Annotated in this window: 14 protein-coding genes and 1 tRNA gene; 10 read left to right on the top strand and 5 right to left on the bottom strand. The window is 53.5% G+C overall.

Annotated elements, in window-relative coordinates; all coding sequences use genetic code 11:
* Positions 1-133 precede the first annotated feature (133 nt).
* The 6 genes from rpoN (at position 134) to AWR27_RS04800 (ending at position 4,860) form a co-directional block, all read left to right on the top strand.
* On the top strand, positions 134-1,585 hold the full coding sequence (gene rpoN / locus AWR27_RS04775; RefSeq protein WP_077130144.1) for an RNA polymerase factor sigma-54: 1,452 nt from the start codon (positions 134-136) through the stop codon (positions 1,583-1,585).
* A gap of 166 nt (positions 1,586-1,751) precedes the next feature.
* Positions 1,752-2,339, top strand: coding sequence for a hypothetical protein (locus tag AWR27_RS04780; protein WP_077130145.1), 588 nt, complete (start codon positions 1,752-1,754; stop codon positions 2,337-2,339).
* Positions 2,340-2,580: 241 nt separating this feature from the next.
* Entirely contained in the window at positions 2,581-3,378 is a 798-nt protein-coding gene (locus AWR27_RS04785; RefSeq protein ID WP_077130146.1) for an enoyl-CoA hydratase/isomerase family protein, read from the top strand.
* A gap of 53 nt (positions 3,379-3,431) precedes the next feature.
* Positions 3,432-3,505: transfer RNA gene (locus AWR27_RS04790), tRNA-Arg, on the top strand.
* Positions 3,506-3,526: 21 nt separating this feature from the next.
* Positions 3,527-4,018: a hypothetical protein gene (locus tag AWR27_RS04795; RefSeq protein WP_077130147.1), complete on the top strand. Its 492-nt coding sequence runs from the start codon at positions 3,527-3,529 to the stop codon at positions 4,016-4,018.
* Positions 4,019-4,092: 74 nt separating this feature from the next.
* Positions 4,093-4,860 carry an SDR family NAD(P)-dependent oxidoreductase gene (locus AWR27_RS04800; protein WP_077133800.1) on the top strand — a complete coding sequence of 256 codons (768 nt, stop codon included), beginning with the start codon at positions 4,093-4,095 and terminating at the stop codon, positions 4,858-4,860.
* 58 nt (positions 4,861-4,918) lie between these two features.
* On the opposite strand, the gene AWR27_RS04805 is transcribed toward AWR27_RS04800, so the two are convergent.
* The 4 genes from AWR27_RS04805 to pckA form a co-directional block, all read right to left on the bottom strand.
* A complete protein-coding gene (locus tag AWR27_RS04805) occupies positions 4,919-5,536 on the bottom strand; it encodes a DJ-1/PfpI family protein (RefSeq protein ID WP_077130148.1) in 618 nt (205 codons plus the stop codon).
* Between the two features lie 71 nt (positions 5,537-5,607).
* Positions 5,608-6,525: an EamA family transporter gene (locus tag AWR27_RS04810; protein WP_077130149.1), complete on the bottom strand. Its 918-nt coding sequence runs from the start codon at positions 6,523-6,525 to the stop codon at positions 5,608-5,610.
* Between the two features lie 67 nt (positions 6,526-6,592).
* Positions 6,593-7,642, bottom strand: a complete 1,050-nt coding sequence (gene fbp, locus AWR27_RS04815) for a class 1 fructose-bisphosphatase (RefSeq protein ID WP_077130150.1) — start codon at positions 7,640-7,642, stop codon at positions 6,593-6,595.
* 69 nt (positions 7,643-7,711) lie between these two features.
* Positions 7,712-9,355: a phosphoenolpyruvate carboxykinase (ATP) gene (pckA, locus tag AWR27_RS04820; protein WP_077130151.1), complete on the bottom strand. Its 1,644-nt coding sequence runs from the start codon at positions 9,353-9,355 to the stop codon at positions 7,712-7,714.
* Between the two features lie 149 nt (positions 9,356-9,504).
* Between pckA and AWR27_RS04825 the strand changes: the two genes are divergently transcribed.
* Entirely contained in the window at positions 9,505-10,995 is a 1,491-nt protein-coding gene (locus tag AWR27_RS04825) for a helix-turn-helix domain-containing protein (protein WP_077130152.1), read from the top strand.
* A gap of 120 nt (positions 10,996-11,115) precedes the next feature.
* Here AWR27_RS04825 and AWR27_RS04830 read toward each other — a convergent pair whose 3' ends face one another.
* A complete protein-coding gene (locus tag AWR27_RS04830; protein WP_077130153.1) occupies positions 11,116-13,932 on the bottom strand; it encodes a M16 family metallopeptidase in 2,817 nt (938 codons plus the stop codon).
* Positions 13,933-14,197: 265 nt separating this feature from the next.
* On the opposite strand from AWR27_RS04830, the gene AWR27_RS04835 reads away from it, so the two are divergent.
* From AWR27_RS04835 to AWR27_RS04845, 3 genes are all read left to right on the top strand, one after another.
* Positions 14,198-17,335, top strand: a complete 3,138-nt coding sequence (locus tag AWR27_RS04835) for a SusC/RagA family TonB-linked outer membrane protein (protein WP_083732980.1) — start codon at positions 14,198-14,200, stop codon at positions 17,333-17,335.
* A gap of 16 nt (positions 17,336-17,351) precedes the next feature.
* On the top strand, positions 17,352-18,890 hold the full coding sequence (locus AWR27_RS04840) for a RagB/SusD family nutrient uptake outer membrane protein (RefSeq protein WP_077130154.1): 1,539 nt from the start codon (positions 17,352-17,354) through the stop codon (positions 18,888-18,890).
* Between the two features lie 70 nt (positions 18,891-18,960).
* Entirely contained in the window at positions 18,961-22,401 is a 3,441-nt protein-coding gene (locus AWR27_RS04845; protein WP_077130155.1) for a VCBS repeat-containing protein, read from the top strand.
* Position 22,402: the final 1 nt, after the last annotated feature.

Genomic DNA, 22,402 nt, shown 5'->3' on the forward strand with positions numbered 1-22,402 from the left:
ACTTGTTAGAAAATTTTTTGCGACAAAAAACAAATTCCTGGTTAATTTGGTCTGATAATTGTGAGGGCAGTTTTGCGGAGTTCGCAACCGACCTGACATAAGCCCATTTCCCATAGATTGAAGCATCACTACCATGCAGAAATTAAGCCTTTCCCAGTCGCTGCAACAGAAGCTGTCTCCGCAACAGATTCAGTTCATCAAACTGTTGCAGATACCTACGGCTGAGCTGGATACGCGCATTGAGGAAGAACTGGAGATTAATCCCGCGCTGGAAGAAGGCATGGATGAAGAGTTCGATCAGAAAGACGATGATTCGTTCGATGATGAGTATGACGATGATTTCAAAGATCGAAACGAAGACCTCGATATTGATACGTATCTCCAGAACGAAGATTATGGCGGCTATAAAATGCAGGGCGATGGTAATTATGGCGACGAAGACCGCGATATGCCATTAGCCACAAGCTCGAGCCTGACCGACTCGCTTATGCAACAATTTGGCTACCTGAACCTAACTGAACAACAGCGTATTATTGGGCTGCAACTGATTGGCAGCATTGAAGCCGATGGCTACATCCGGCGGTCGTTGCAGGCCATTGTGAATGACCTGGCTTTCTCACAGAACGTATTCACCGACTCCGAAGAAATCGAAGAGGTTCTCCACAAAATACAGACCTTCGACCCGCCCGGCATTGCCGCCCGAACGCTTCAGGAGTGTTTGCTGCTCCAACTCCGGCGCAAAGATCAGTCAGAACCGTACAACGTACTGGCGATTCGGATTATCGAAGATTTCTTCGATGAATTTTCCAAAAAACACTACGATAAAATACAGCGTCGACTCAATATCAGCGACGATTCATTGAAAAAAGTCATCGATATCATTATCAAGCTAAACCCGAAGCCGGGTTCCGTAGAAGGTGAGTCGGACACGGCGCAGTACCTGACACCCGATTTTATCCTGACCAACAGCAATGGTAAGCTCGAACTGACGCTTAATTCCAAGAATGCGCCTGAACTGCGCATCAGCCGGTCGTTTGCCGATATGCTCGACACCTACGACAAAAGCAGCAAGCAGAACAAGTCGCTCCGCGAAACCGTCTCGTTTGTCAAGCAAAAATTAGATGCCGCCAAGTGGTTTATCGATGCTATCAAACAGCGGCAGCAAACACTGTTGCGGACTATGAATGCCATTGTACAGTTTCAATATGACTTCTTCCTGACTGGCGACGAATCGAAACTGCGGCCTATGATTCTGAAAGACATTGCTACGCTAATCGACATGGACGTTTCGACCGTGTCGCGGGTGGCGAATAGTAAGGCTGTTCAAACCGAATTTGGCATTTATCCGCTTAAATATTTTTTCTCGGAGGGTATTGCAACCGATTCAGGTGAAGATGTCAGCAGCCGCGAGGTAAAGAATATTCTTAAGGATTTGATCGATGCCGAGCCGAAAATGAACCCCCTCTCAGACGACAAACTTGAAAAAATCCTGAACGACCGGGGCTACAACATTGCCCGCCGAACTGTTGCCAAATACCGCGAACAATTAAATATTCCGGTGGCGCGGCTGCGAAAACAGCTTTAAATTGAGTGAAAAATGAAAAGTGAAAAATGAAGAATGTACGCTGATAGTTAACTTTGCTACCAGCCATGAGTATTTTGTGGAGAACTATTTTTCACTTTTCATTTTTCACTTTTCATTGACCACCTCTCTCGCCCGCATACTTTCCGTTGTTTGCCACCCGCTGTTGATGCCGACGTTGTTGTTCGGGTTGTTGTTGTTTCAGGCACCGGGCGTGGTTGGTTTGGATGCTTTCTCTAACTCTCTGCGTTTCAGTCTGCTGGTGCTGATTTTTATTGGCACTTTTGCCGTACCGTCGCTGCTGATTTACTACTTATTTCGGAGCGGCTACGTCCGTAGTATGCAGTTGGATACCCTCGCCGACCGCCGGTTGCCGTACTTTCTGACAGCCCTGATTTACACGTTTCTGACCTACCTGTTTGCGTACCGAATGCAATTAGTGTCGGTGGTGGCTCCCGAAATTGCAGTGATGCTGGGGAGTATCGCAGTATCTATTCTGCTGGTTGGCGTTATTAGTTTATATTGGCAGATCAGTGCGCATAGTGTTGGTATTGGTGGTGTTCTGGGCGGTATTGCCGGCCTGATGCTCAAATTTGGTTTAAGTGAATTGTACAGTTCGTTGCTGGTGTTGGTCTTGCTGGCCGGTTTCGTGGCGAGTGCCCGGCTCAAACTCAATGCACACACGCCTGCTCAAATTGTGGCCGGTCTGGTACTGGGCCTGGCCGTGAGCGTAGGGGCCGTGTGGTGGCTGGTGTAATCTTGAATGATAGAGTGGTTGAATGATTGAATGATAGAGTGGTTGAATGGTTGAATGATTGAGTGATAGGATGATTGAATGGAGTAGTTAGGTAGCAACCCCATTCTATCATTCTATCATTCAACCACTCAATCATTCTATCACTCAATCATTCAATCATTCAACCACTCAATCATTCTATCACTCAATCATTCAACCATTCAACCACTCTATCATTCTATCATTCAACCATTCAATTCGTATGTTCGAGAATCTTCTGTATGAAATAGACAAGGGTGTTTGCCGGATTACGCTCAATCGCCCGCAGGTTTACAATGCGCTAAGCCCCGGTCTGATTCGGGACATTACAGCCGCTATCGAAGCGGCTGGTGCCGACGAGAGCGTGCGCGTAGTGGTGCTGACGGGTGCGGGCGATAAAGCCTTCTGCTCCGGGGCCGACCTGAAAGAAGGCTTTGCGAACGCTGCCACATCTGAAGGACAAATGAACCTCGGCGAATCGCTGCGGAATGGGTATCACCCTATGATTCGGGCGATTCGGAATCTGCCGAAGCCCGTGGTGGGGCGTGTAAATGGCGCGGCTGCGGGGGCGGGGTGTTCGCTCGCGCTGGCCTGCGACGTAGTTATCTGCGCTGATGAAGCCTACTTCAGTCAGATTTTCATCAATATCGGTCTTATGCCGGATGCTGGTTCCACGTTTTTTCTACCCCGGCTGGTGGGTTCGCAGAAAGCGTTTGAGTTGTGCAGCACGGGTCGGCGGGTCTATGGCCCCGAAGCGGCTCAGATGGGTCTGGCGGGCCGGTCGGTGCCAACGGCTGAATTAGACGCTGTTGTGGCCGAAGTCGTAAGTTATTACGCTGCTGCGCCCACCCGTGCCATTGGGGCCATGAAAAAAGTTTTGAATCAATCGTTATACTCGGGCCTTGACCATCAGTTGGAGCAGGAGGCTGAAAATCAAGATGCTTTAGGTCGCTCGGCAGACACGGCGGAGGGTATCGGAGCGTTTCTGATGAAGCGCAGGCCAAATTTTTTAGGCCGATAAGTTGACACAGGCCAAAAATCTTCCTACTTTTGCACTCCCAATCAACGGGAAACGCATTCGTAGCTCAATTGGATAGAGCACCTGACTACGGATCAGGAGGTTTGGGGTTCGAATCCCTACGAGTGCACAAAAGCCATCTCACTATGAGGTGGCTTTTTTATTGCTGTATACGCACCGAAACCTCGTGCGGTTCGTTTCTGAACATAAATACATCCTGATTTTTGTGACGAAGCTACTATTCGCTTTCCTGCTTGGTGTGTCGGGCATAGCCGCTGCCCAGACAAGTGATTCAGCCAAAGCCATGCCCGCTGCAACGGCAGCAAAACAACCAGATAAGCCACAAACCGTCGGTTCGACCAATGCCGAACGCCGGGCGTTAGACGATGCCTTTGTGCAGTGGAAACAGCGTTACGCTACCAACCGCGCCTGGGTGGCCGCCGAAATCAAAGCCATTAAACAGGAGCTGGCCGAACTGCGCCAGACCAAACCCGAGCAGGCTACGCCACTAATCGACCTGCTCAATGGCAGTATCCAGACCTGGAATCGCGAAAAAACGGATTATGGCGATCCCGAACAGTTTGCTGAGTGCCAGGAGTTGCTGGCTACCGTTCGGGAATCAATTCGCAAAGCGAAGGAGTAGCTTTGTCAACGGCCTGAACTTTGGACGTTCAGGCGTAGTTGAAACGCCATTTGCTGCCAAACGTTTTTATATTCATGCCTTCTTTACCTTTCCATAAGCAAACCGTGCTGATTACAGGGGCGGGTGTCGGTATTGGTTTTGCCATTGCACAAGCTCTTGCTCAACAGGGTGCCAGCGTAGTATTGAACGATTTTGATGAAACGCTGGCTCAACAGGCCGCCGAACGGATTCGGGAGGAGGGAGGCATTTGCGAAGCCTGCCCCGGCGATGCGTCTGACGTTCGGTTTATCGAGCACATGGTTGAAAAAGCTGCGAGTCAGTTTGGCTCGGTCGATATTGCCATTGCCAATGCGGGCGTCACGGTGTTCGGCGACGTATTCACGACCACACCCGATGCGTTTGAGAAAATTGTGAATCTGAACCTGCGGGGTAGTTTTTTTCTGGCTCAGGCTGCTGCCCGGCATATGCGCCAGCAGGGTAGAGGTGGCAGCGTGCTGTTTATGTCGTCGGTAGTAGGGCATCAGGCGCATCCGGGTTTGCCCGTTTACAGCATGACTAAAGCTGGCCTGGAAATGCTTGCCAAACAATTGGTCATCGACCTGTCGCCACTCGGCATTACGGTCAACGCCATTGCGCCCGGTGCTACACGTACCGAACGGACGTTAGATGACCCGAACTACGTACCAATCTGGTCGCGCATCACGCCGATGGGTCGCCCTGCCACGGTCGAAGATATTGCCAACGCAGCTCTGTTTTTGGTTTCGCCCGCATCGCGACACATCACCGGCCAAAGCCTGATCGTTGATGGCGGCTGGACCAGCGTAGGCATACCCCCTGTGTGATTGACTGATAGAATGATTGACTGGTTGAGTGATGGAATGATCTCATAATTCCATTCTATCAGTCAATCATTCTATCAGTCAACACATACTGCATATACCGCGCCGTTTCATCGGCTACTGCCTTACCCAACAATCTGCTTACGACATATAACGACATGTCGATGCCCGCTGAGATGCCCGCCGACGTGATGATTTTGCCGTTATCGACATATCGTTCGGTAGGTAACACCGTGGTTGTGGGCGCGAGTTGAGCCAGACTATCGAGAGCCATATAATGCGTTGTGGCCGACAGCCCGTTGAGCAGACCGGCTTTCGCCAGCAATAGCGAACCCGTACAGACCGACAGCACCAGTTCTGCTGTTTCAGCGTTTCGGCGAATCCAGTTCAATACGGCAGGGTTATCAACCTCCCGGCGCGACCCGTAAGGGGTTCCATCTGTATGGTAGCCACCACCGCCCGGTACAATCAGAATGTCGGCTTTGGGATGGTCGTTGAGCAGATACGTAGGGTTGATGCTCAGGCCATTACGTGCATATATCGGGCCGCGTTCGGCCACCGTAAACACGCGAAACGGCTTCGGATCGGCCTTACGGTCAGCAACGCCGAAGACCTCAAACGGCCCGGCAAAATCGAGTACCTCTATTTCGTTGAACAGGAGAATGGCAACGTTACGCATAGTAGTGGTGAATGATGAACGATGAGTGATGAGTGATGAGTGATGAGTTTGGCTGGCGCAAGCACTCATTGCTATTTTTTTCCCATCGTAATCAGCACCACGCCCGCGATGATGACGGAGGCTCCGATGAGTGATTGCGATGAGATAACTTCGTTGGCGAAGAACGCACCGAGCAGCATCGCCACAATAGGATTGACGTAGGCGTAGGTTGAGGCTAAAGCCGGAGGTGCATTGCGGGCCAGCCACGCAAATGATGAAAAGCCGATAATAGACCCAAAAACAACTAAATAGGCCAGCGAATAAAAAGCTTTCGGCGGTGCCTGCAAAATGCTGAACAGCGAAACCGGCTCCGTCAGCAGGGCAAATGTAAACATTACGCCCCCGCCCGCGAGCATCTGCATTCCACTCGACAGCACGGGCGACGCGGGCGTTTGTAAGCGGGGCGTCAACAGTGTACCGAGTGCCCAGGCAGCGTTTGCCACTGTGGTCAGGGCGAAACCAATGAGCAGCGCGTGGGTGCCACCGGGCAGAATGATACGCCCCGGCTGAAACAGAATCACAACACCAAGCAATCCCAATAAAGACCCCAGTAGTGCCATAGTAGTGGGGCGGGTGCGGGCGAAAAACAGCCAGTTAAATGTCAGTACGTACACGGGCAACATGGCTACCAGTAAGGCTGTCAGGCCGGTGGGCAGGTAATGGAGTGCCATTGTTACGGCTCCGTTGGCAATGCTGAGCAATAATATGCCCAATATGCCCGTACCGCGCCAGTTTACCAGCGAAGGCCGTGTTGCGCCGGTCAGCCGTGCATACGAATACAGCAAAACCCCTGCCGTCAGAAACCGAAGGCTTGCCATATACAAGGGTGGCATCCGTTCGGTCATGAAATGCACAAACAAATAGGTCGACCCCCAGAGAATGTAAACAGTAACGAGGGCGAGCCAGAGGGTTGTGCGATTTGGAACAGGCGTAGACGTGGCAGCTTGCATAGAAACGGGCAGAATGTTGTTAATCTAACACCATCGCCCCGCGTTTTTGTGCAGAAAATCTTAAAAATTAAACCTGTTCTGTGCTTAGTGCAAAACTATCCGTAAATAGTTGCACAACGTCGGCGACTAACTGCGCTGATCCTGCAAAAATGGGTGTCCGGCCATGCAGCGCATCGGGCCGAACATTTAGCACCGGCCCGGCCCCGGTTTCAGCTCGACCGTTGGCCTGTTCGGCTAACCAGGCCATCGGGAAAGCTTCATATAACAGCCGGATTTTTCCGGCGGGCTGTGTCAGGGTGCCGGGGTACAGATAGATGCCGCCCTTGAGCAGGTTGCGGTGAAAATCAGCTACAAACGCGCCGATATACCGGGCCGAATAGCCCCGCTCACGGCATTGATCGATATACTGTTGTACGGCTTCGTCATACTGCGCCAGATAGCCATCGTTGCAGGAATACACCGTACCATCAGACGGACACTGTAGCTGCGGGTGCGACAGCATAAATTCGCCCAGCGACGGGTCATACGTGAACCCGTTAACGCCGTTGCCAGTCGTAAACACCAGCATGGTCGATGGGCCGTAGAGTACGTAGCCTGCCGCTACCTGCCGCCGTCCGCCCTGCAAAAAATCAGCTTCGGTAGGCAGCGTACCGATGGGAGTTATCCGTCGATAAACCGAAAAAATAGTACCGACCGATACGTTGGTATCAAAATTCGATGAACCATCGAGTGGGTCGAGGGCCACCACGTATTTACCGTCGGGGTGATCGGTATGAATGATTTCCGGCTCTTCTTCCGATACTATGGCCGCCACTTCGCCCCCGTTGTTGAGTGCCCGCAGAAACCGGATGTGGGCCGACAGGTCGAGTTTTTGCTGCATCTCGCCCTGAATGTTCGTGCTGCCTGCCGTACCGAGCAACCCCGACAGGCCCGCCCGGTTAATCTCGCGGTTCACGATCTTGCTCGCCAGCGCGATGTCGCGTAGCAGTTGCGAAAAGTCGCCCACTGCCGATGGGTACTGGCTTTGCTGCCGTTTAATAAAACGGTCGAGCGTAGTGCCAATGGGTAATCCCAAAGCCGCTGTTTCGGCTCCGTTGAGTGTGTTCTGGACGGTCATGGTTGATAGTGAAAAGTGAAAAATGTTTCTTCCAGACTACATTTTTCACTTTTCATTTTTCACTGAAAATTATATTTCTTTCAACTTTTCGGCGAAGGCGTTGGCTAAGCGTTTGGCAGCGGCTGTGTACATGCCCTTGTACTCCCAGGTGTCGATGGGGTTGAGCAGTTCAGTTGGAACGCCGGGGCAGCGTTTGGGAATGGCAAGACCAAATTCGGCGTGTTGCTGGAAGGGTACGGTATCGAGTGCGCCAGTCAGCGCGGCCTGAATCATAGCGCGGGTGTGGGGCAGGGCCATGCGTTTGCCAATACCAAAACCACCCCCTTTCCAGCCAGTGTTGATGAGCCAGACCTGCGTGCCGTGCTGTTCGATCCGTTCTTTCAGCAATGAGGCATAACGTCGGGCGGGCAGGGGCAGAAAAGCCGCACCAAAGCAAGGCGAGAACGTGGCCGTGGGGCTGCTGACACCCTGTTCAGTTCCGGCTATTTTGGCCGTATAACCCAACAGGAAGAAATCGAGAGCCTGCTGCGGAGTGAGTTTAGCGATGGGCGGCAACACACCAAACGCATCGGCAGACAGAAAGAAGATATGTTTGGGAGCCGCACCAATCGAGGGTGTCACGGCATTACGAACATGGCTGAGCGGGTACGAGCAGCGCGTATTTTCCGTTACCGATCCATCGGCGTAGTTGACCGTATTGGTATCGGGCAGGAAACGCGTATTCTCCAGAATGGCACCGGGTCGGATGGCGTCGAAAATCTGCGGTTCGTTTTCACGGCTCAGGTTAATGACTTTGGCATAGCAACCACCTTCAAAATTAAAAACTCCCAGCGTGGATTCGCCCGGCGTGGATTCGCCCGGCGTGGATTCGCCCTCATCGGCCCAGCCGTGTTCGTCGTCGCCGATAAGTTGGCGCATAGGGTCGGCAGAGAGCGTAGTCTTGCCCGTTCCCGACAGGCCGAAGAACAGAGCCGTGTCCCGTTCGCCGTTGCGATCAGCCGTGCCAACGTTGGCCGCGCAGTGCATTGGCAGTATGTCAAACTGGGTGGGCAGTATGAAGTTCAACGCCGAGAAAACAGCTTTTTTGATTTCGCCCGCGTAGCCTGTACCACCAATCAGGATAATGCCTTTCGACAGATTCAGAATCGTAAAGTTGGCGTTGCGGGTGCCATCGGCAACGGGCCCGGCCTGGATTGGCCGGGCCAATCCAGGCCGGGCCTGAAAATCGGGGTCGCAGATGATGGTGAAATCAGCCGGGCCGTCTACGCGTTCACCCGCTTCTGGCCGCAGAAACATATTGTAGCTGAACAGGTTGTGCCAGGCCAGTGTTGTTACCACGCGTAACCGAAGGCCGTAGGCAGGTAAGGCACCAGCCAGCGCGTCGCGCACATACACTTTGCGATCAACCAAATGAGCCAGCATCCGCTCGTGCAGACTATCGAACGCGTCGGAGTCGAACGGCTGATTTACGTCGCCCCAGTCAACCGTCGAGTCGGTCAGTTCATCGCGTACAATATACCGGTCTTTGGGCGTGCGGCCCGTGAACTTACCGGTCTGACAGACCACTGCACCATTGTCGGCTAAAACGCCTTCGCCATTGGCGAGGATTTCTTTCACCAGATTATCGGGCGACAGATTGCGGTGAACCCAACCCGGAATGGGCGTTTGAACAGACTTCCTGACGATTGATTGAGGGGCAAACGTAGCTTCCATTTGAGTGACGAAGGTTTATAATCAGACACGAATTAGTATGACAAAGCTATTTTGCGATACAATTATAAACAAGCGATAAATCGCTAAATCTTAAAAATTTGCTGTAACTCCCTGATTTTGTACCTTTGTTAACCCCTATAATTGAGCGAATGGACCTGAATTCTGGAAATATACGGCTGCTGTTTGGGCTGAAACTACGCCAAATGCGGCTCGATAAGTCGCTGACACAACTTGAATTAGCCGAGCGGGCTGGTCTTTCTCAATCGTATATCAACGAAATTGAGAAAGGAAAAAAGTACCCAAAAACAGAGAAGATTATTGCGCTGGCGAAAGCGATGGACACCACCTACGACGTGCTGGTGTCGTTGCAATTGAATAAAAAGATGGAGCCGATTTATCAGCTTCTGCGCTCCGATCTGCTCACCGATCTGCCACTCGGCATGTTCGGTATCGAACCCGGCGACTTGCTCGAACTGCTGTCTGAAGCACCTATTAAACTCAGTGCGTTTATCAGCACGGTAGTTGAAATGGCCCGGAGCCACAACGTAACACTGCCGCAGTTCTATTTCACCGTCATGCGTACCTATCAGGAACTGCACGACAATTACTTCCCTGATATTGAGGATGCTGCCGACGCGTTTCTGGCCGAAAGCGGTCTCCCCGCCGGCGAATTGGTCAGCGATGCGTTTCTGAGCGAATACCTCACAACACACTACGGCTACGAAATTGTACTGTTTACCGAAGAAACATTCCCGACCCTCACGCGGCTTCGGTCGGCGTTTATTCCGGATGAGAAACTGCTGTTGCTCAATCAGCGGCTAACAACCGATCAGCGCGTCTTTACGCTGGGCCGCGAACTGGCGTTTCAGTATATGAACCTGACAGCCCGCCCGCTTACCTCGACCTGGGTGGAGGTCGATACGTTCGAGCAGGTGCTGAACAATTTTCGGGCGTCCTATTTTGCGGGAGCTATTTTGATTCGGCGCGAAGCACTGCGCCAACAACTCGAAACCCTGCTCAACCTGACCACCTGGGCCGAAGCGTCGACTATGTTTATGGCCCTGCTCGATCAGTTTCAGGCCACGCCCGAAACCCTGCTGCTGCGTATGAGCAACCTGTTGCCGCGCTTTTTTGGCATCGATGAATTTGTATTTCTGCGACTCGAGCAGGAAAACAATAGCCCCGTGGTGAACCTGACCCGAGAAATTCACCTGTCGCGATTACACAACCCGCACGGCACCACCGACGAGCATTACTGCCGCCGGTGGGTAGCCCTGACGAGTTTGCAGGAACTGGAAGAAAAATTAAAGCAAAACACCTACACCGAACCTCTCCTCCGGGCCCAGCTTTCCGACTATATCGGCTCGCAGAATACCTACCTGATTTTATCGTTCACGCGTCCGCTGACGCCCATCAAATATCTGAACCACAGTGTATTGTTGGGTATTTTGGTGAACGATGCGTCGCGGTCGCGCATTCGGTTTTTAGACGACCCGGCCATTCAGCACCGCGAGGTCAACGAATCGTGCGAACGCTGCCCGCTCACCGACTGCCGCGAGCGCGTAGCTCCGCCCACCGAACTCAAACGCCAGCAGCGCATGGCGGCCATCAAACAAACGCTAAAATCGTTGGGCGTCTGAACTGGAACGCCAGCCCGGTGTGATTCGTCGGATTGTGCTGACCGACTCTGATTTTTTATTGATTTATTGCCGAAGGCAGGATAATCAATGTCGGTCAGCACAATCCGACGAATCACAGTTTTAATTCTTGCTGCCACCTACCTGGGCTGCCGGGGCTTTCTCGGTAAGTTTTTTTGCCGCCTTTTCAAAGTCGCCCGCTTTCACAATCACTAATTTGTTGTAGTCGATATACTTTTTCAAGGCAGCATTGACCTGTTCGGGTGTCAATGCTTCGACTTTTTTATCAAAGTCGGCGTCGAAGGCAAAACTGCGGTCGGCTTTGGTCAGATACTGCGACCATTTGCGGGCCAGCGTGTTGTCTTGTGAGCGACTCACCTGCCGGTTCTGCAATACCGCCGATTTGGCTGCTTTCAGTTCGGCATCCGATACGCCTTCGTTCACCATTTTCTCGATTTCTTCCTTATATGCTTTCTCTAATCGCTCCGAGTTTTCGGGGTTGTAGATAGCATACGAGCCGAAGGTCGTCACTTTATCATTGTCATCGGGTTGCAGGTACGACCCCACGCCGTAGCTAACGCCCTCTTTCTGCCGAATCCGAACCGCCAGCCGCGAATTCAGGAAACCGCCACCCAGAATAAAGTTGGCCGTGTAAAGGGCCGGAAAGTCGGGGTCGTCGTCGCGCATGGGCAGTTTCATACCCGTTACGAGCATGGCGTTGGCCTTGTCGTTGGTTTGAATCGACTCGATTTTGGGCGTCACAGCCGCCAGTTGCAACGGCACGCGGGCATACGGCCTGGCCGCTTTCCAGCCGCCCAAATCGGTCTTGAGCGTTTGTAGCACCGGGGCTTCATTAAAGTCGCCCACTATGGAAACCACCGTACTCTGAGCACCGTAGAAATCTTTGTAGAACTGCTTCACCTCATCGAGTTTCACGTTTTTGAGGGCTTCTATTTCCTCATCGAACGTCATCGTATACCAGACGTGGCCCTTCGGATAGGGGTTGATCAGCCGCTCGGCTACGTTGAACGCAATGGCCTGTGGCTCCTGTTTCTGCGATTCTATCTGCGCCAGCCGTTCTTCTTTCAGCTTCGTGAACTCGGATTCGGGGAAGGTCGGATTCCGCAGATAATCAGTTACAACTTTTAGCACGGCAGGTAGATTCTCTTTAGTGGTTTCGATCTGCACGTTCAACTCCTGTCCGCTCGGATAGGCGTAAACTTTGGCCTTCAACTTATCGAACTCATCCCGAATCTGCTGATAGCTGCGGGTTTTGGTGCCGCGCTCAATCATCGACGCGGCCATGCTTGCCACAGTCATTTTGTTGGTCAGGCTTTTCTCATCGCCTAACCGGAGCCGGATGGTGGCGTTTACACTGTTGCCGCGTGTGCTTTTCGATAAAAACGCATATTTCAGCCCATTGGGCAGGTTGCCGCGCTTAGTACGGGCATCGATGTTGGCGGGCGATACGTCGAACGATTCACCGGCGGCTACGGCTTTTTCGCCTTTGTAGTTCGTTACGAGCGCGGCTACGTCGGGCGTCGCGGGGATTTCGGCACGGTCGGGTTTTTGTTCAGGAATAAATACGCCCACCGTGCGGTTCGAGGGCTTCAGATACGCCTGTGCCACGCGTTGAACGTCGGCGGGGGTTACGGTGCGAATCCGGTCGCGGTAGAGGTACACTAATCGCCAGTCGCCTGCGCCCATCCATTCGCTCATCTGCAAACCCACACGGTCGGGGTTCTTAAACATCAGGTCGATGTCTGACAGCAGCTTGGTTTTGGCCCGCTCCACTTCTTCATTCGTGGGCACTTTGGTCGAAACGGCGTCGAGGGTTGTCAGCATGGTGTTGCGAGCCGAGTCGAGCGAGTTTTCTTTACGCACTTCGGCGTAGAAATAAGCAAATCCGGGGTCGTGTACGGAGGGTGCCCAGCCGTAGGTGAAAGCCGCTTTTTTGCCTTCGACAAGGGCTTTGTAGAGCCGCCCCGACGGTTCGTTGGTCAGCACGTCGATCAGCACGTCCATCACGGCATAATCGGGGTGGGCGGCTGCGGGGGTATGGTAGGCTACGCCCACGCCCTGCGTGTCGCCCACGCGCCGGAGCGTCACCGAGCGTTCGCCGTCCTGCGTTGGTTCAACTGTGTAAGGTTGCGTAAGCACCCGCGATGGTTTCGGAATCGGGCTGAAATACTGATCGACCAAAGCGAGCGTTTTGGCTTCATCGAACTTTCCAGCAACCAGTAGAATCGCATTGTCGGGCTGATAGTATTTCTGATAAAATGCTTTCAGATTGTCGATAGGAACCCGCTCGATGTCTTCTTTCGAGCCGATGGTCGATTTGCCGTAGTTGTGCCATAGAAACGCCCCCGACAGAATGCGTTCCATCAGTACGTACTGCGGTGAGTTTTCTCCCATCTCGAACTCATTACGCACAACCGTGAATTCGGTTTGCAGGTCTTCTTTTTTGATGAAGCTGTTCACCATGCGGTCGCTTTCGAGGTCGAGTGCCCACTTCAGATTTTCATCCGTTGCGGAGAAGGTCTCGAAGTAGTTGGTACGGTCGTACCAGGTAGTGCCGTTGGGCCGTGAGCCGTGTTCGGTTAGTTCCTGCGGAATGTTGGGATGTTTGGTCGAGCCTTTAAACACCATATGTTCGAGCAGGTGGGCCATGCCGGTTTCGCCCAGACCTTCGTGCCGTGAGCCAACCATGTAGGTAATGTTCACGGTAATGGTTGGCTTCGACGGGTCGGGGAAGAGCAGTACCCGAAGGCCGTTCTTGAGTTTATACTCCGTAATGCCTTCGACAGACGTTACCCGGCTAACGCCCTCGGGCATGGTAACGGCAGCCGGTTGATTTTGGGCGAACGAAAGCGATAAACTACCCGCCAGCAGCGATGCCACCAGCAAGTGCTTCCGAACCGATTTGTTGACTTGGTTCATACGCGTAGTAAAGATTAGTTGGGTATTTGAAACAAAGCTGTATAGTTACAATAGACAAGATGTAATCGCAATGATTTTTACACATTTTAACAAAAGAGCGGATAAACGGCAAACAGCTCATCAGACTTGATAACAACTCGGCAAAATCCAATATATATAGTAAAAAATGGGCTTAAACCGCTATAAACCAGAATGGGTGAGTAAAATTTCATATGAAAGACTTTATGACAAAAACCGGATTCTTTTTCACCAAAGCAACACTGTTATGAAAGTAACGTCTATCCAATCAAACAGGCCGAGTCTGTTCAGGCATGGTACCAACCGGCGGAGTGCACCGGGGATATTGCTACTGCTGATGGTATCGGCCACGGCCTTCGCTCAGCAGATAACTGGCAAAGTAACCAACGAGCAAAATCAGTCGCTGCCGGGGGTTAACGTCGTCGTGAAAGGCACCAACCGGGGCACAACCACCGACCGCGACGGACGCTACAGCATCAACGCCGGACAAACAGCTACGCTCGTTTTCAGCTACATTGGCTACGTCATGCAGGAGGTGGCCGTGGGCAACCGCTCCTCTATCGACATGCGCTTAGCCGAAGATGTGCAATCGCTTTCAGAATATGTTGTCGTTGGCTATGGTGCCCAGAAGAAATCGTCGGTAACGGCGGCTGTGTCTTCCGTAACGCCGAAGGAGTTGACGGCATTACCGGTCATCAGCCCGCAGCAGGCGTTGCAGGGGCGGGTGCCGGGCGTGAGCATCGTCAACAACAGCAGTCCGGGTGTGGAGCCAGTAGTACGCGTGCGGGGGGTTGGCTCTATCAGCCTGAATCCGAACCCCTTGTACGTAATCGATGGTATGCCGTCGGGTGGGCTGAATAACTTCGACCCCAAAGACATCGAGTCGCTCGAAGTGCTTAAAGATGCCAGTGCCGCAGCCATTTACGGCTCACGGGCCGCTAACGGGGTGATTCTGATTACAACCAAAAAAGGATCGAACAACGGTAAAATTAACATCAACGTCGACTCGTATTATGGGACACAGGCGGCCTGGCGCAAACTCGATTTGCTCGACCGCGACGAGTACATACGCTACGGTACGGCTCTGCTTACGGCGTCGGGGCAACCCGTACCCGGTCGGTTCAATAACCTGAATACGCCCGTTTACGAAGGTGCTACGCAAACCTTCGCCCAGACCAATACCGACTGGCAAGACGTGATGTTTCGTAACGCACCCATCTCCGACAACCATCTGTCGATTTCGGGTGGAAATGCCCAGTCACGGTTTTACATGTCGGTGGGCAACTTCAGTCAGCAGGGAATTCTGCCCTTCACCAACTACAATCGGCAAAGCTTCCGCATCAACTCCGACCACAAGTTCAGCAAGTTTCTGACCGTTGGGCAAACGATGCTGGCATCAACCGACTTCCGGCGGCTCGAGCGCGACGGGGGCGGGCGCAGCTTAGTGATGAACATTATGCGGATGACGCCTTACTGGCCCGAGCGCGACCCAACCAAACTGGGCGGCTTCAGCACCACCGCACAAGGCTTAGACGCTACCGACCCCGAAAATCCGTTACGCGTGGCCGAACAGGAACAGCAGTTTCAGATTGATCGGGGCGTAAAACTCCTCGGTACAGTCTTCGCCGAAGTACGCTTTAACGACTGGCTGCGCTATCGATTTACCTTCGGAGGTGACTTTTCGACGACGCGATTCAACGGTTTCCTGCCTATCTATAATGATGGCAACCGCAGCCGACCGCTCGCCAACGTATCAGAAAACCGGAACACCTTTTTCTCGGCCCTGCTAACCAATCAGCTTACGTTCGACAAAACCTTCGGCAAGCATTACATCAATGCTACGGCCATTGCCGAACGTCAAACGGCTGAATCGCGCGATATATCGGCCAGCGGCCAGCGTCCCGACAATAATATCCAGACCATTCAGGGCGTATCGAACCCCAACGGATCGAGTTCATTGAGCCAGAACGTGCTGATTTCTTACGTAGGCCGGATTAATTATGAATACGGCGGGCGGTATCTGTTGAGTGCGTCGGTTCGGCGCGATGGGTCGAGCAAGTTTGCGCCCGGTAATAAATGGGGTACATTCCCGGCGGTGTCGGTCGGCTGGCGCATCAGCGAAGAAGCATTCATGAAGTCGGTGCCAACCATTTCTGAACTGAAGCTGCGGGCCAGTTATGGCCGAACCGGCTTCAATTTCATCGGCGATTACGACTGGCAGGCTCTTGTGCTGGCAAACAATACATTGTATCCGTTCAACAACCAAACGCAGTTGGGTTCTTACATTAACGTGTTGAGCAACAATGCGTTAAGCTGGGAGGTTAACAACACCACCGATGTTGGGCTCGATCTGTCGCTGTTTAGCAATCGAATCAATCTGACGGCAGACGTATATGAGCGAAATACCGATGGACTGTTGCTACGGGTGCCGCTACCCGCGTCGCTGGGGTATTCACAAAGTCCACTTGCCAACGTAGGCAGCATTCGCAACCGGGGGCTTGAACTGGCTTTGGGGTATAACCATTCGGGCAAGAACTTCCAGTGGTCGGCTACAGGCGTGTTCGATATGGTACGAAATCAGGTGCTGAGTCTGGCAACGCCCAACGCGACGATTAACTCGGGTTCTAACTCAGATTTTGGTGGCTTCGACATTACCCGCACCGAGGCCGGGCAACCGATTCAGTCGTTCTACGGCTGGGTGGTCGATGGTATTTTTCAGAATCAGGCCGAAATTACTGCCGCCAATGGTATCGACGGAAACGATAAAACGTTCTATCAAAACGACAAAACCGCTCCCGGCGACATTCGCTTCCGCGACCTCAACGGCGACGGGCGCGTAGATGCCAACGACCGCACCTACCTCGGCAGCTACATCCCGAAATTCAACTATGGCCTGAACGCAACGGGTTCGTACAAAAACTTCGACTTCACGCTGTTTTTCCAGGGCGTTTCGGGCAACAAAGTGTATAACGGTACAAAAGTGATTGGGCAGGGACAACTCCGACTTTTCAACGCCACTACCGACGTGCTGAATGCCTGGACTCCGCAAAACACCAACACCGACGTGCCCCGCTCGATCAGTGGTGACCCCAACCAGAACTCGCGTACCTCCGACCGCTTCCTCGAAAACGGGTCGTATCTACGTCTGAAAAACCTCAGCATCGGCTATACCATTCCAACGGCGGTGCTGACCAAAGCCACGCGGGGGTATATGAGCCGGGTGCGGGTATATGTGTCGAGTAACAATTTGCTGACGTTTACCCGGTACACGGGCTACGACCCCGAAGTGGCAACACGGGGCGGCAACCTGCTCAACAACGGTATCGACTTTGCCCAATATCCGCAGGCTCGCACGTTGCTTGTTGGCGTAAATCTTGGCTTTTAATCAACAATCTACATTCATGAAAAAGATACTTTTGATTAGTGCGTTGAGCCTCGGCCTGGCCGTGAGTTGCAGCGACGACGAACTGAACAAAGTGAACCCCAATGGGGTCACGTTCGATACGTATTTCAACAACGAGAGCGAACTGACGGCGGGCGTCAATGGCATCTATGCCCTGGTGCAGTCGAACAGCTTAGTATCGCGGGAGTGGTTTTTTACCCACGATCTCCGTGGCGACGAGATGGCGTCGGGGGGCGGGCAACTCGAAACGCCCCGCAATCAGTTGCTGATTGGGGTACATGACACGGGCAACTCACTGGTAAACAGCATCTGGACGGGCTGGTATCGGGCCGTTCACCGGGCCAATGTGGTACTGGAAAAAGGTAGCCAGGTAAAAAACGTAACGCCAGCCGTTCGCGACCGACTGCTGGGCGAAGCTCGTTTTCTGCGTGCCTGGGCCTATTACGAACTGGCTACGTTCTTTGGGGCTGTTCCACTATACAAGGAATTTGCCAAAGCCGTTGACGGATCACTGCCACGTACTGCCCAGAAAGAAGTATATGACTTTGCTATTGCCGACCTGAAAGAAGCCGAAAAAGGTTTGCCCGCTTCGTTCTCGGGCCGAGACCTGGGCCGCGCAACCAAAGGAGCTGCGCAGATGCTGCTGGCCCGCATCTACCTGCAACAGAACGATTACACGAACGCCCGCGCCGAACTCAAAAAAATTATCGACTCCGGCTTGTATAAGCTGGTCGATAACTATCTCGACATTACCAATGAGGAGGGCGAATTTAACAGTGAGTCGATTTTTGAAGTAGTCTTTGCCCCGTCGGGTGGTGCCTACAACTGGGGTGGCGATGGCGACGGGTCGGTAGTGCAGGAAGAAACCGTTCGAACGCAAGAGTACTCGGCTATTGGCTGGCGCAACGTAATTCCGTCCGACAAACTGCTGAACGCTTACGAAACGGTAGCCAAAGGCGATGCCAAAGACGACCCCCGCTATACCATGTCGTACTGGTCGGAAGGCGACAGGTTCAACAACGGTGCCAGTGTACTCACCGCCGACCGTGTGCAGGGCAATGCCTCGAACGTGGGCGGAAAAGTACAAAAAGTTAGCTGGCGGAAGTATTCGGTGTTGTATAAGACAGACGCCGGTTATGCGCAGAGCGGTATCAACATGCGGATTATGCGCTATGCCGACGTGTTGCTGCTGATGGCCGAGTGCGAAAACGAACTGGGTAACTCTGCCGCTGCACTGCCGCTGTTGAATCAGGTGCGGGCGCGGAAATCGGTAGCTTTGCCGCCGTACCCAACCAAAAACTACCCGGCTGCCAGCAAAGATCAGGTGTTCGATGCCATTGTTCATGAGCGCATGGTTGAACTGGCCGCCGAGCAGATTCGTAACTTCGACATTATACGCTGGCGGAAGAACGGTAAGCTCAAAACCGAACCGCTGACCTACTTCCAGCGCGGCAAACATGAACTGTTGCCCATTCCGCAACAGGAAATAGACAATAGCCCGGCCATCGAGATCAAAGACCAGAATCCGGGGTATTAGCAGATTGGAACCGCATCGGCGGACCGTCGATGCGGTTCCAATCCTGATTGCTTCAGCGATTCTAAGCCAAATGTTCATCCGTAGCCTTCCCCTGTTACTTCTGATTCTTGCCGGTTGCCACCAAAAACCGACGCTGTTTCGTAAAATCGATTCCGACGATTCGGGAGTTGATTTTGCCAATACCATTACGGCCAGCGATTCGCTGAATGCGTTTACATTTACTAATTTCTACAACGGCGGGGGCGTCGGCGTGGGTGATTTTAACCGCGATGGTCGGCCCGATCTGTTTTTTTCCGGCAACCAGGTTAGCTGTCGGCTGTATCTGAATCAGACCGATTCGACCCGTTTGGGTGAGCTGCGTTTTCAGGACATAACCGAGTCGGCGGGTGTAACTACCAGCCGGTGGTGTACGGGCGTGTCGGTGGTGGACATCAATCAGGATGGTTGGGACGACGTGTACGTTAGCGTGGCGGCTCATCAGCACTTGAAAGAGTCGCGTAATTTGCTGTTTATCAACCAGCGGACGCCCGTGCCAACCTTCCGCGAAGAAGCCGCCCGCTACGGTCTCGACTATGCCGGCTTTACGACCCAGGCCGCCTTCTTCGACTACGACCGCGATGGTGATCTTGACTGCTTTCTGCTCAATACCGCCCCCGACCTGCAAAACCCGAATCGGCTGCGCCCTGCTCTCAACGATGGTACGGACCCATCGACCGATAAGCTGTATCGTAATTTAATGAGCGAAAGGGCGAAAGGGCGAAAGAGCGAAAGAGTGAAAGAGTGCGGGCCGCGTTCGGCAAAGGGTGAAAGTGCTATTGATTCACTCTTTCACTCTTTGCCGAACGCGGCCCGCACTCTTTCACTCTTCGAAGACGTATCCAACGAAGCCGGTATTCGCTACGAGGGGCTGGGGCTGGGCGTGGTAGTCTCCGACCTCAACGGCGATGGCTGGCCCGATCTGTATGGTTCCAACGATTTTCTGAGCAGCGACGTGCTGTACCTGAATCAGAGAAACGGCACGTTCGCGAACGTAATTCGCTCGGCCACAGCGCATACGAGCCTGTTTGGTATGGGCATCGACGCGGGCGACCTGAACAACGACGGTCGGCCCGATCTGCTTCAGTTGGATATGCTGCCCGAATCGAATCAGCGGCTGAAGCAAATGCTGGCGGGGCAGGATTACGACAAAAAAGAACTAAGCCTACGCCCCCAATATGGCTACCAGTTGCAGTACATGCGCAACACGCTCCAACTGAATACAGGTAACCAGGACGGCCTGCCTATTTTCAGCGAGATGGGCCTGCTGGCCGGGCTGGCCCGCACCGACTGGAGTTGGGCCGTGCTGCTGGCCGATCTCGACCTCGACGGACACCGCGACGTGTTTATTACCAACGGCTACCGCAAAAACGTGACCGACCGCGATTTCATCAACTTCACCGAAGAGTTCGATCTGTTCGGCTCCGACGAAGCCCGGCAGCAGCAACGCGACAAGTTGGTAGACAAAATCCCGGAAGTTCAGCTACGTAATTATGCATTCCGAAACCAGCAGGGCGATTCGGCTACTAACCTGACTTTTGAAGACGTTTCGGCAGCGTGGGGTTTAGATGAACTCTCGTATGCCAACGGAGCCGCCTACGCCGACCTCGACCGCGATGGCGACCTCGATCTGATTGTCAACAACATCGACCAGGCGGCTTCTATTTTCCAGAACACCACCCGCGACCAGGGCGGAAACAACTTTCTAACGGTATCGTTTGACGGCGGGTCGGGAAACCGCGCCGGTTTGGGTGCCTCGCTGACCGTTTGGACTAATGGTCAGTTGCAACACTATGAAAACCAGCCTGTTCGGGGATACCTGTCATCCGTTCAGCCGGGTATCATCGTCGGTGCGGGGCAACAAACGCGGCTCGATTCGGTGCAGGTGCGCTGGCCCGACGGGCGCAGGGAAACGCGCTACCGGGTGCCTACCAATCAGCGATTGGTATTCCGGGCGTCGGACAGCCGCGCCGTTGACGCTGCTCCGCGAAACGACGTCAGGCCAATCTTTCAGGCTGACACGAGCCGGTTCTCATTCACGCATCAGGAATCTGATTTTGTTGATTTCAAAACCACGCCCGCTCTGCACAAAATGTTTTCGCGGGGTGGGCCAGCCGTGGGCGTTGGCGACCTCAACGGCGATGGCATTTCCGATGTAGTGGTGGGACCATCGTACCGGGGAAGTGGGGGTATGTTGTTTTTTGGTGAACGAAACGGCAACTTCCGGGCGCAGAACTGGCTGACCAACAGTCCACTGGAAGCAGGCGATGTATTGCTCTTCGATGCCGACGCCGACCGCGACCTCGACGTGTTGCTCGTCGGCGGAGGTAACGAACGTCCGGCTACCGTAGCCGAAGCCTACCAGCCCGTGCTCTACCTGAACGACGGACGCGGCACGCTCACACCATCGCCAAACGCGCTACCTCGCCTGAACGTGAGCAGTCAGGCCGCCCGCGCTTTCGACTACGACCGCGATGGCGACGCCGATCTGCTGCTGACGGGCCGACAACTTCCGGGCCGGTATCCAACGCCCGCCAGCAGCTACCTCCTCCGAAACGATGAGGGTCCCGGCGGGGTACGGCACTTTGCCGACGTTACGGCGCAGGTCGCTCCCGATTTGATGAACCTCGGCTTAGTCTGTGACGCGCTCCCACTCGATGCTGACCGCGACGGCGACACCGACGTAGTGCTGGTAGGGGAATGGATGGCACCCATTCTTATGCTGAATCATCAGGCAAAATTCACTCTTTCGCTCTTTCGCTCTTTCACTCATTCTTCCGGCTGGTGGAACTGCGTGTCGGCGGGCGATTTCGACCACGATGGCGACCCCGATCTGCTGCTTGGGAACGAAGGCTTGAACACGATTTACCGCGCATCGGCTGCGGAGCCGGTACGTATCATTGCCAAAGACTTTAACAACGACGGGCAAATGGACCCCATCATGGGCTACTATCTGCAAGGACGTTGCTATCCGGCACCGCCCCGCGAGGCTCTCAATCAACAGGTTATACAGTTTAGACGCAAATATCAGCGATACGCCGACTACGCCGAGGTAACGTTCGATGAACTGTTTGGGCCGGAAGAACGGGCAGGTGCCTGGTCGGGGCAGGCAACCGAATTGCGAAGCTGTTACGCCGAGAATCTCGGTAATGGCAACTTTCGGTTGCAGCCACTGCCGATACTGGCGCAGCAGGCCCCCGTCGCGAGTTTCGTGCTGGACGATTTCAACCGCGACGGGCATCTCGACGCACTCGTAACGGGTAATTTTTACCCCAATGAAGTAAACATGGGCCGTCAGGATGCGTCGCAGGGTTTGTTATTGACGGGCAACGGCAAAGGCGGGTTCACGGCGATTGGCTCCGACGTGACCGGCCTGCGGCTCTGGGGCGACGTTCGTAAATCATATCGGCTTCAACCGGGTCGGCGCGTGATTACGGCGGTGAATGGGAAGGGTTTATCGATGCATTCGTGGTAAA

Origin of the sequence: Spirosoma montaniterrae (genome assembly GCF_001988955.1) — a bacterium.
GTDB lineage: Bacteria > Bacteroidota > Bacteroidia > Cytophagales > Spirosomataceae > Spirosoma > Spirosoma montaniterrae.

Bases quoted from the DNA above. Each gene is read 5' to 3' on its own strand.
- AWR27_RS04780 (WP_077130145.1), top strand. From the start codon at position 1,752: ATGCCGACGTTGTTGTTCGGGTTGTTGTTGTTTCAGGCACCGGGCGTG.
- AWR27_RS04825 (WP_077130152.1), top strand. From the start codon at position 9,505: ATGGACCTGAATTCTGGAAATATACGGCTGCTGTTTGGGCTGAAACTA.
- AWR27_RS04845 (WP_077130155.1), top strand. From the start codon at position 18,961: ATGTTCATCCGTAGCCTTCCCCTGTTACTTCTGATTCTTGCCGGTTGC.
- AWR27_RS04840 (WP_077130154.1), top strand. From the start codon at position 17,352: ATGAAAAAGATACTTTTGATTAGTGCGTTGAGCCTCGGCCTGGCCGTG.
- fbp (WP_077130150.1), bottom strand. From the start codon at position 7,642: ATGACCGTCCAGAACACACTCAACGGAGCCGAAACAGCGGCTTTGGGA.
- pckA (WP_077130151.1), bottom strand. From the start codon at position 9,355: ATGGAAGCTACGTTTGCCCCTCAATCAATCGTCAGGAAGTCTGTTCAA.
- AWR27_RS04805 (WP_077130148.1), bottom strand. From the start codon at position 5,536: ATGCGTAACGTTGCCATTCTCCTGTTCAACGAAATAGAGGTACTCGAT.
- rpoN (WP_077130144.1), top strand. From the start codon at position 134: ATGCAGAAATTAAGCCTTTCCCAGTCGCTGCAACAGAAGCTGTCTCCG.
- AWR27_RS04830 (WP_077130153.1), bottom strand. From the start codon at position 13,932: ATGAACCAAGTCAACAAATCGGTTCGGAAGCACTTGCTGGTGGCATCG.
- AWR27_RS04785 (WP_077130146.1), top strand. From the start codon at position 2,581: ATGTTCGAGAATCTTCTGTATGAAATAGACAAGGGTGTTTGCCGGATT.
- AWR27_RS04800 (WP_077133800.1), top strand. From the start codon at position 4,093: ATGCCTTCTTTACCTTTCCATAAGCAAACCGTGCTGATTACAGGGGCG.
- AWR27_RS04835 (WP_083732980.1), top strand. From the start codon at position 14,198: ATGAAAGTAACGTCTATCCAATCAAACAGGCCGAGTCTGTTCAGGCAT.
- AWR27_RS04810 (WP_077130149.1), bottom strand. From the start codon at position 6,525: ATGCAAGCTGCCACGTCTACGCCTGTTCCAAATCGCACAACCCTCTGG.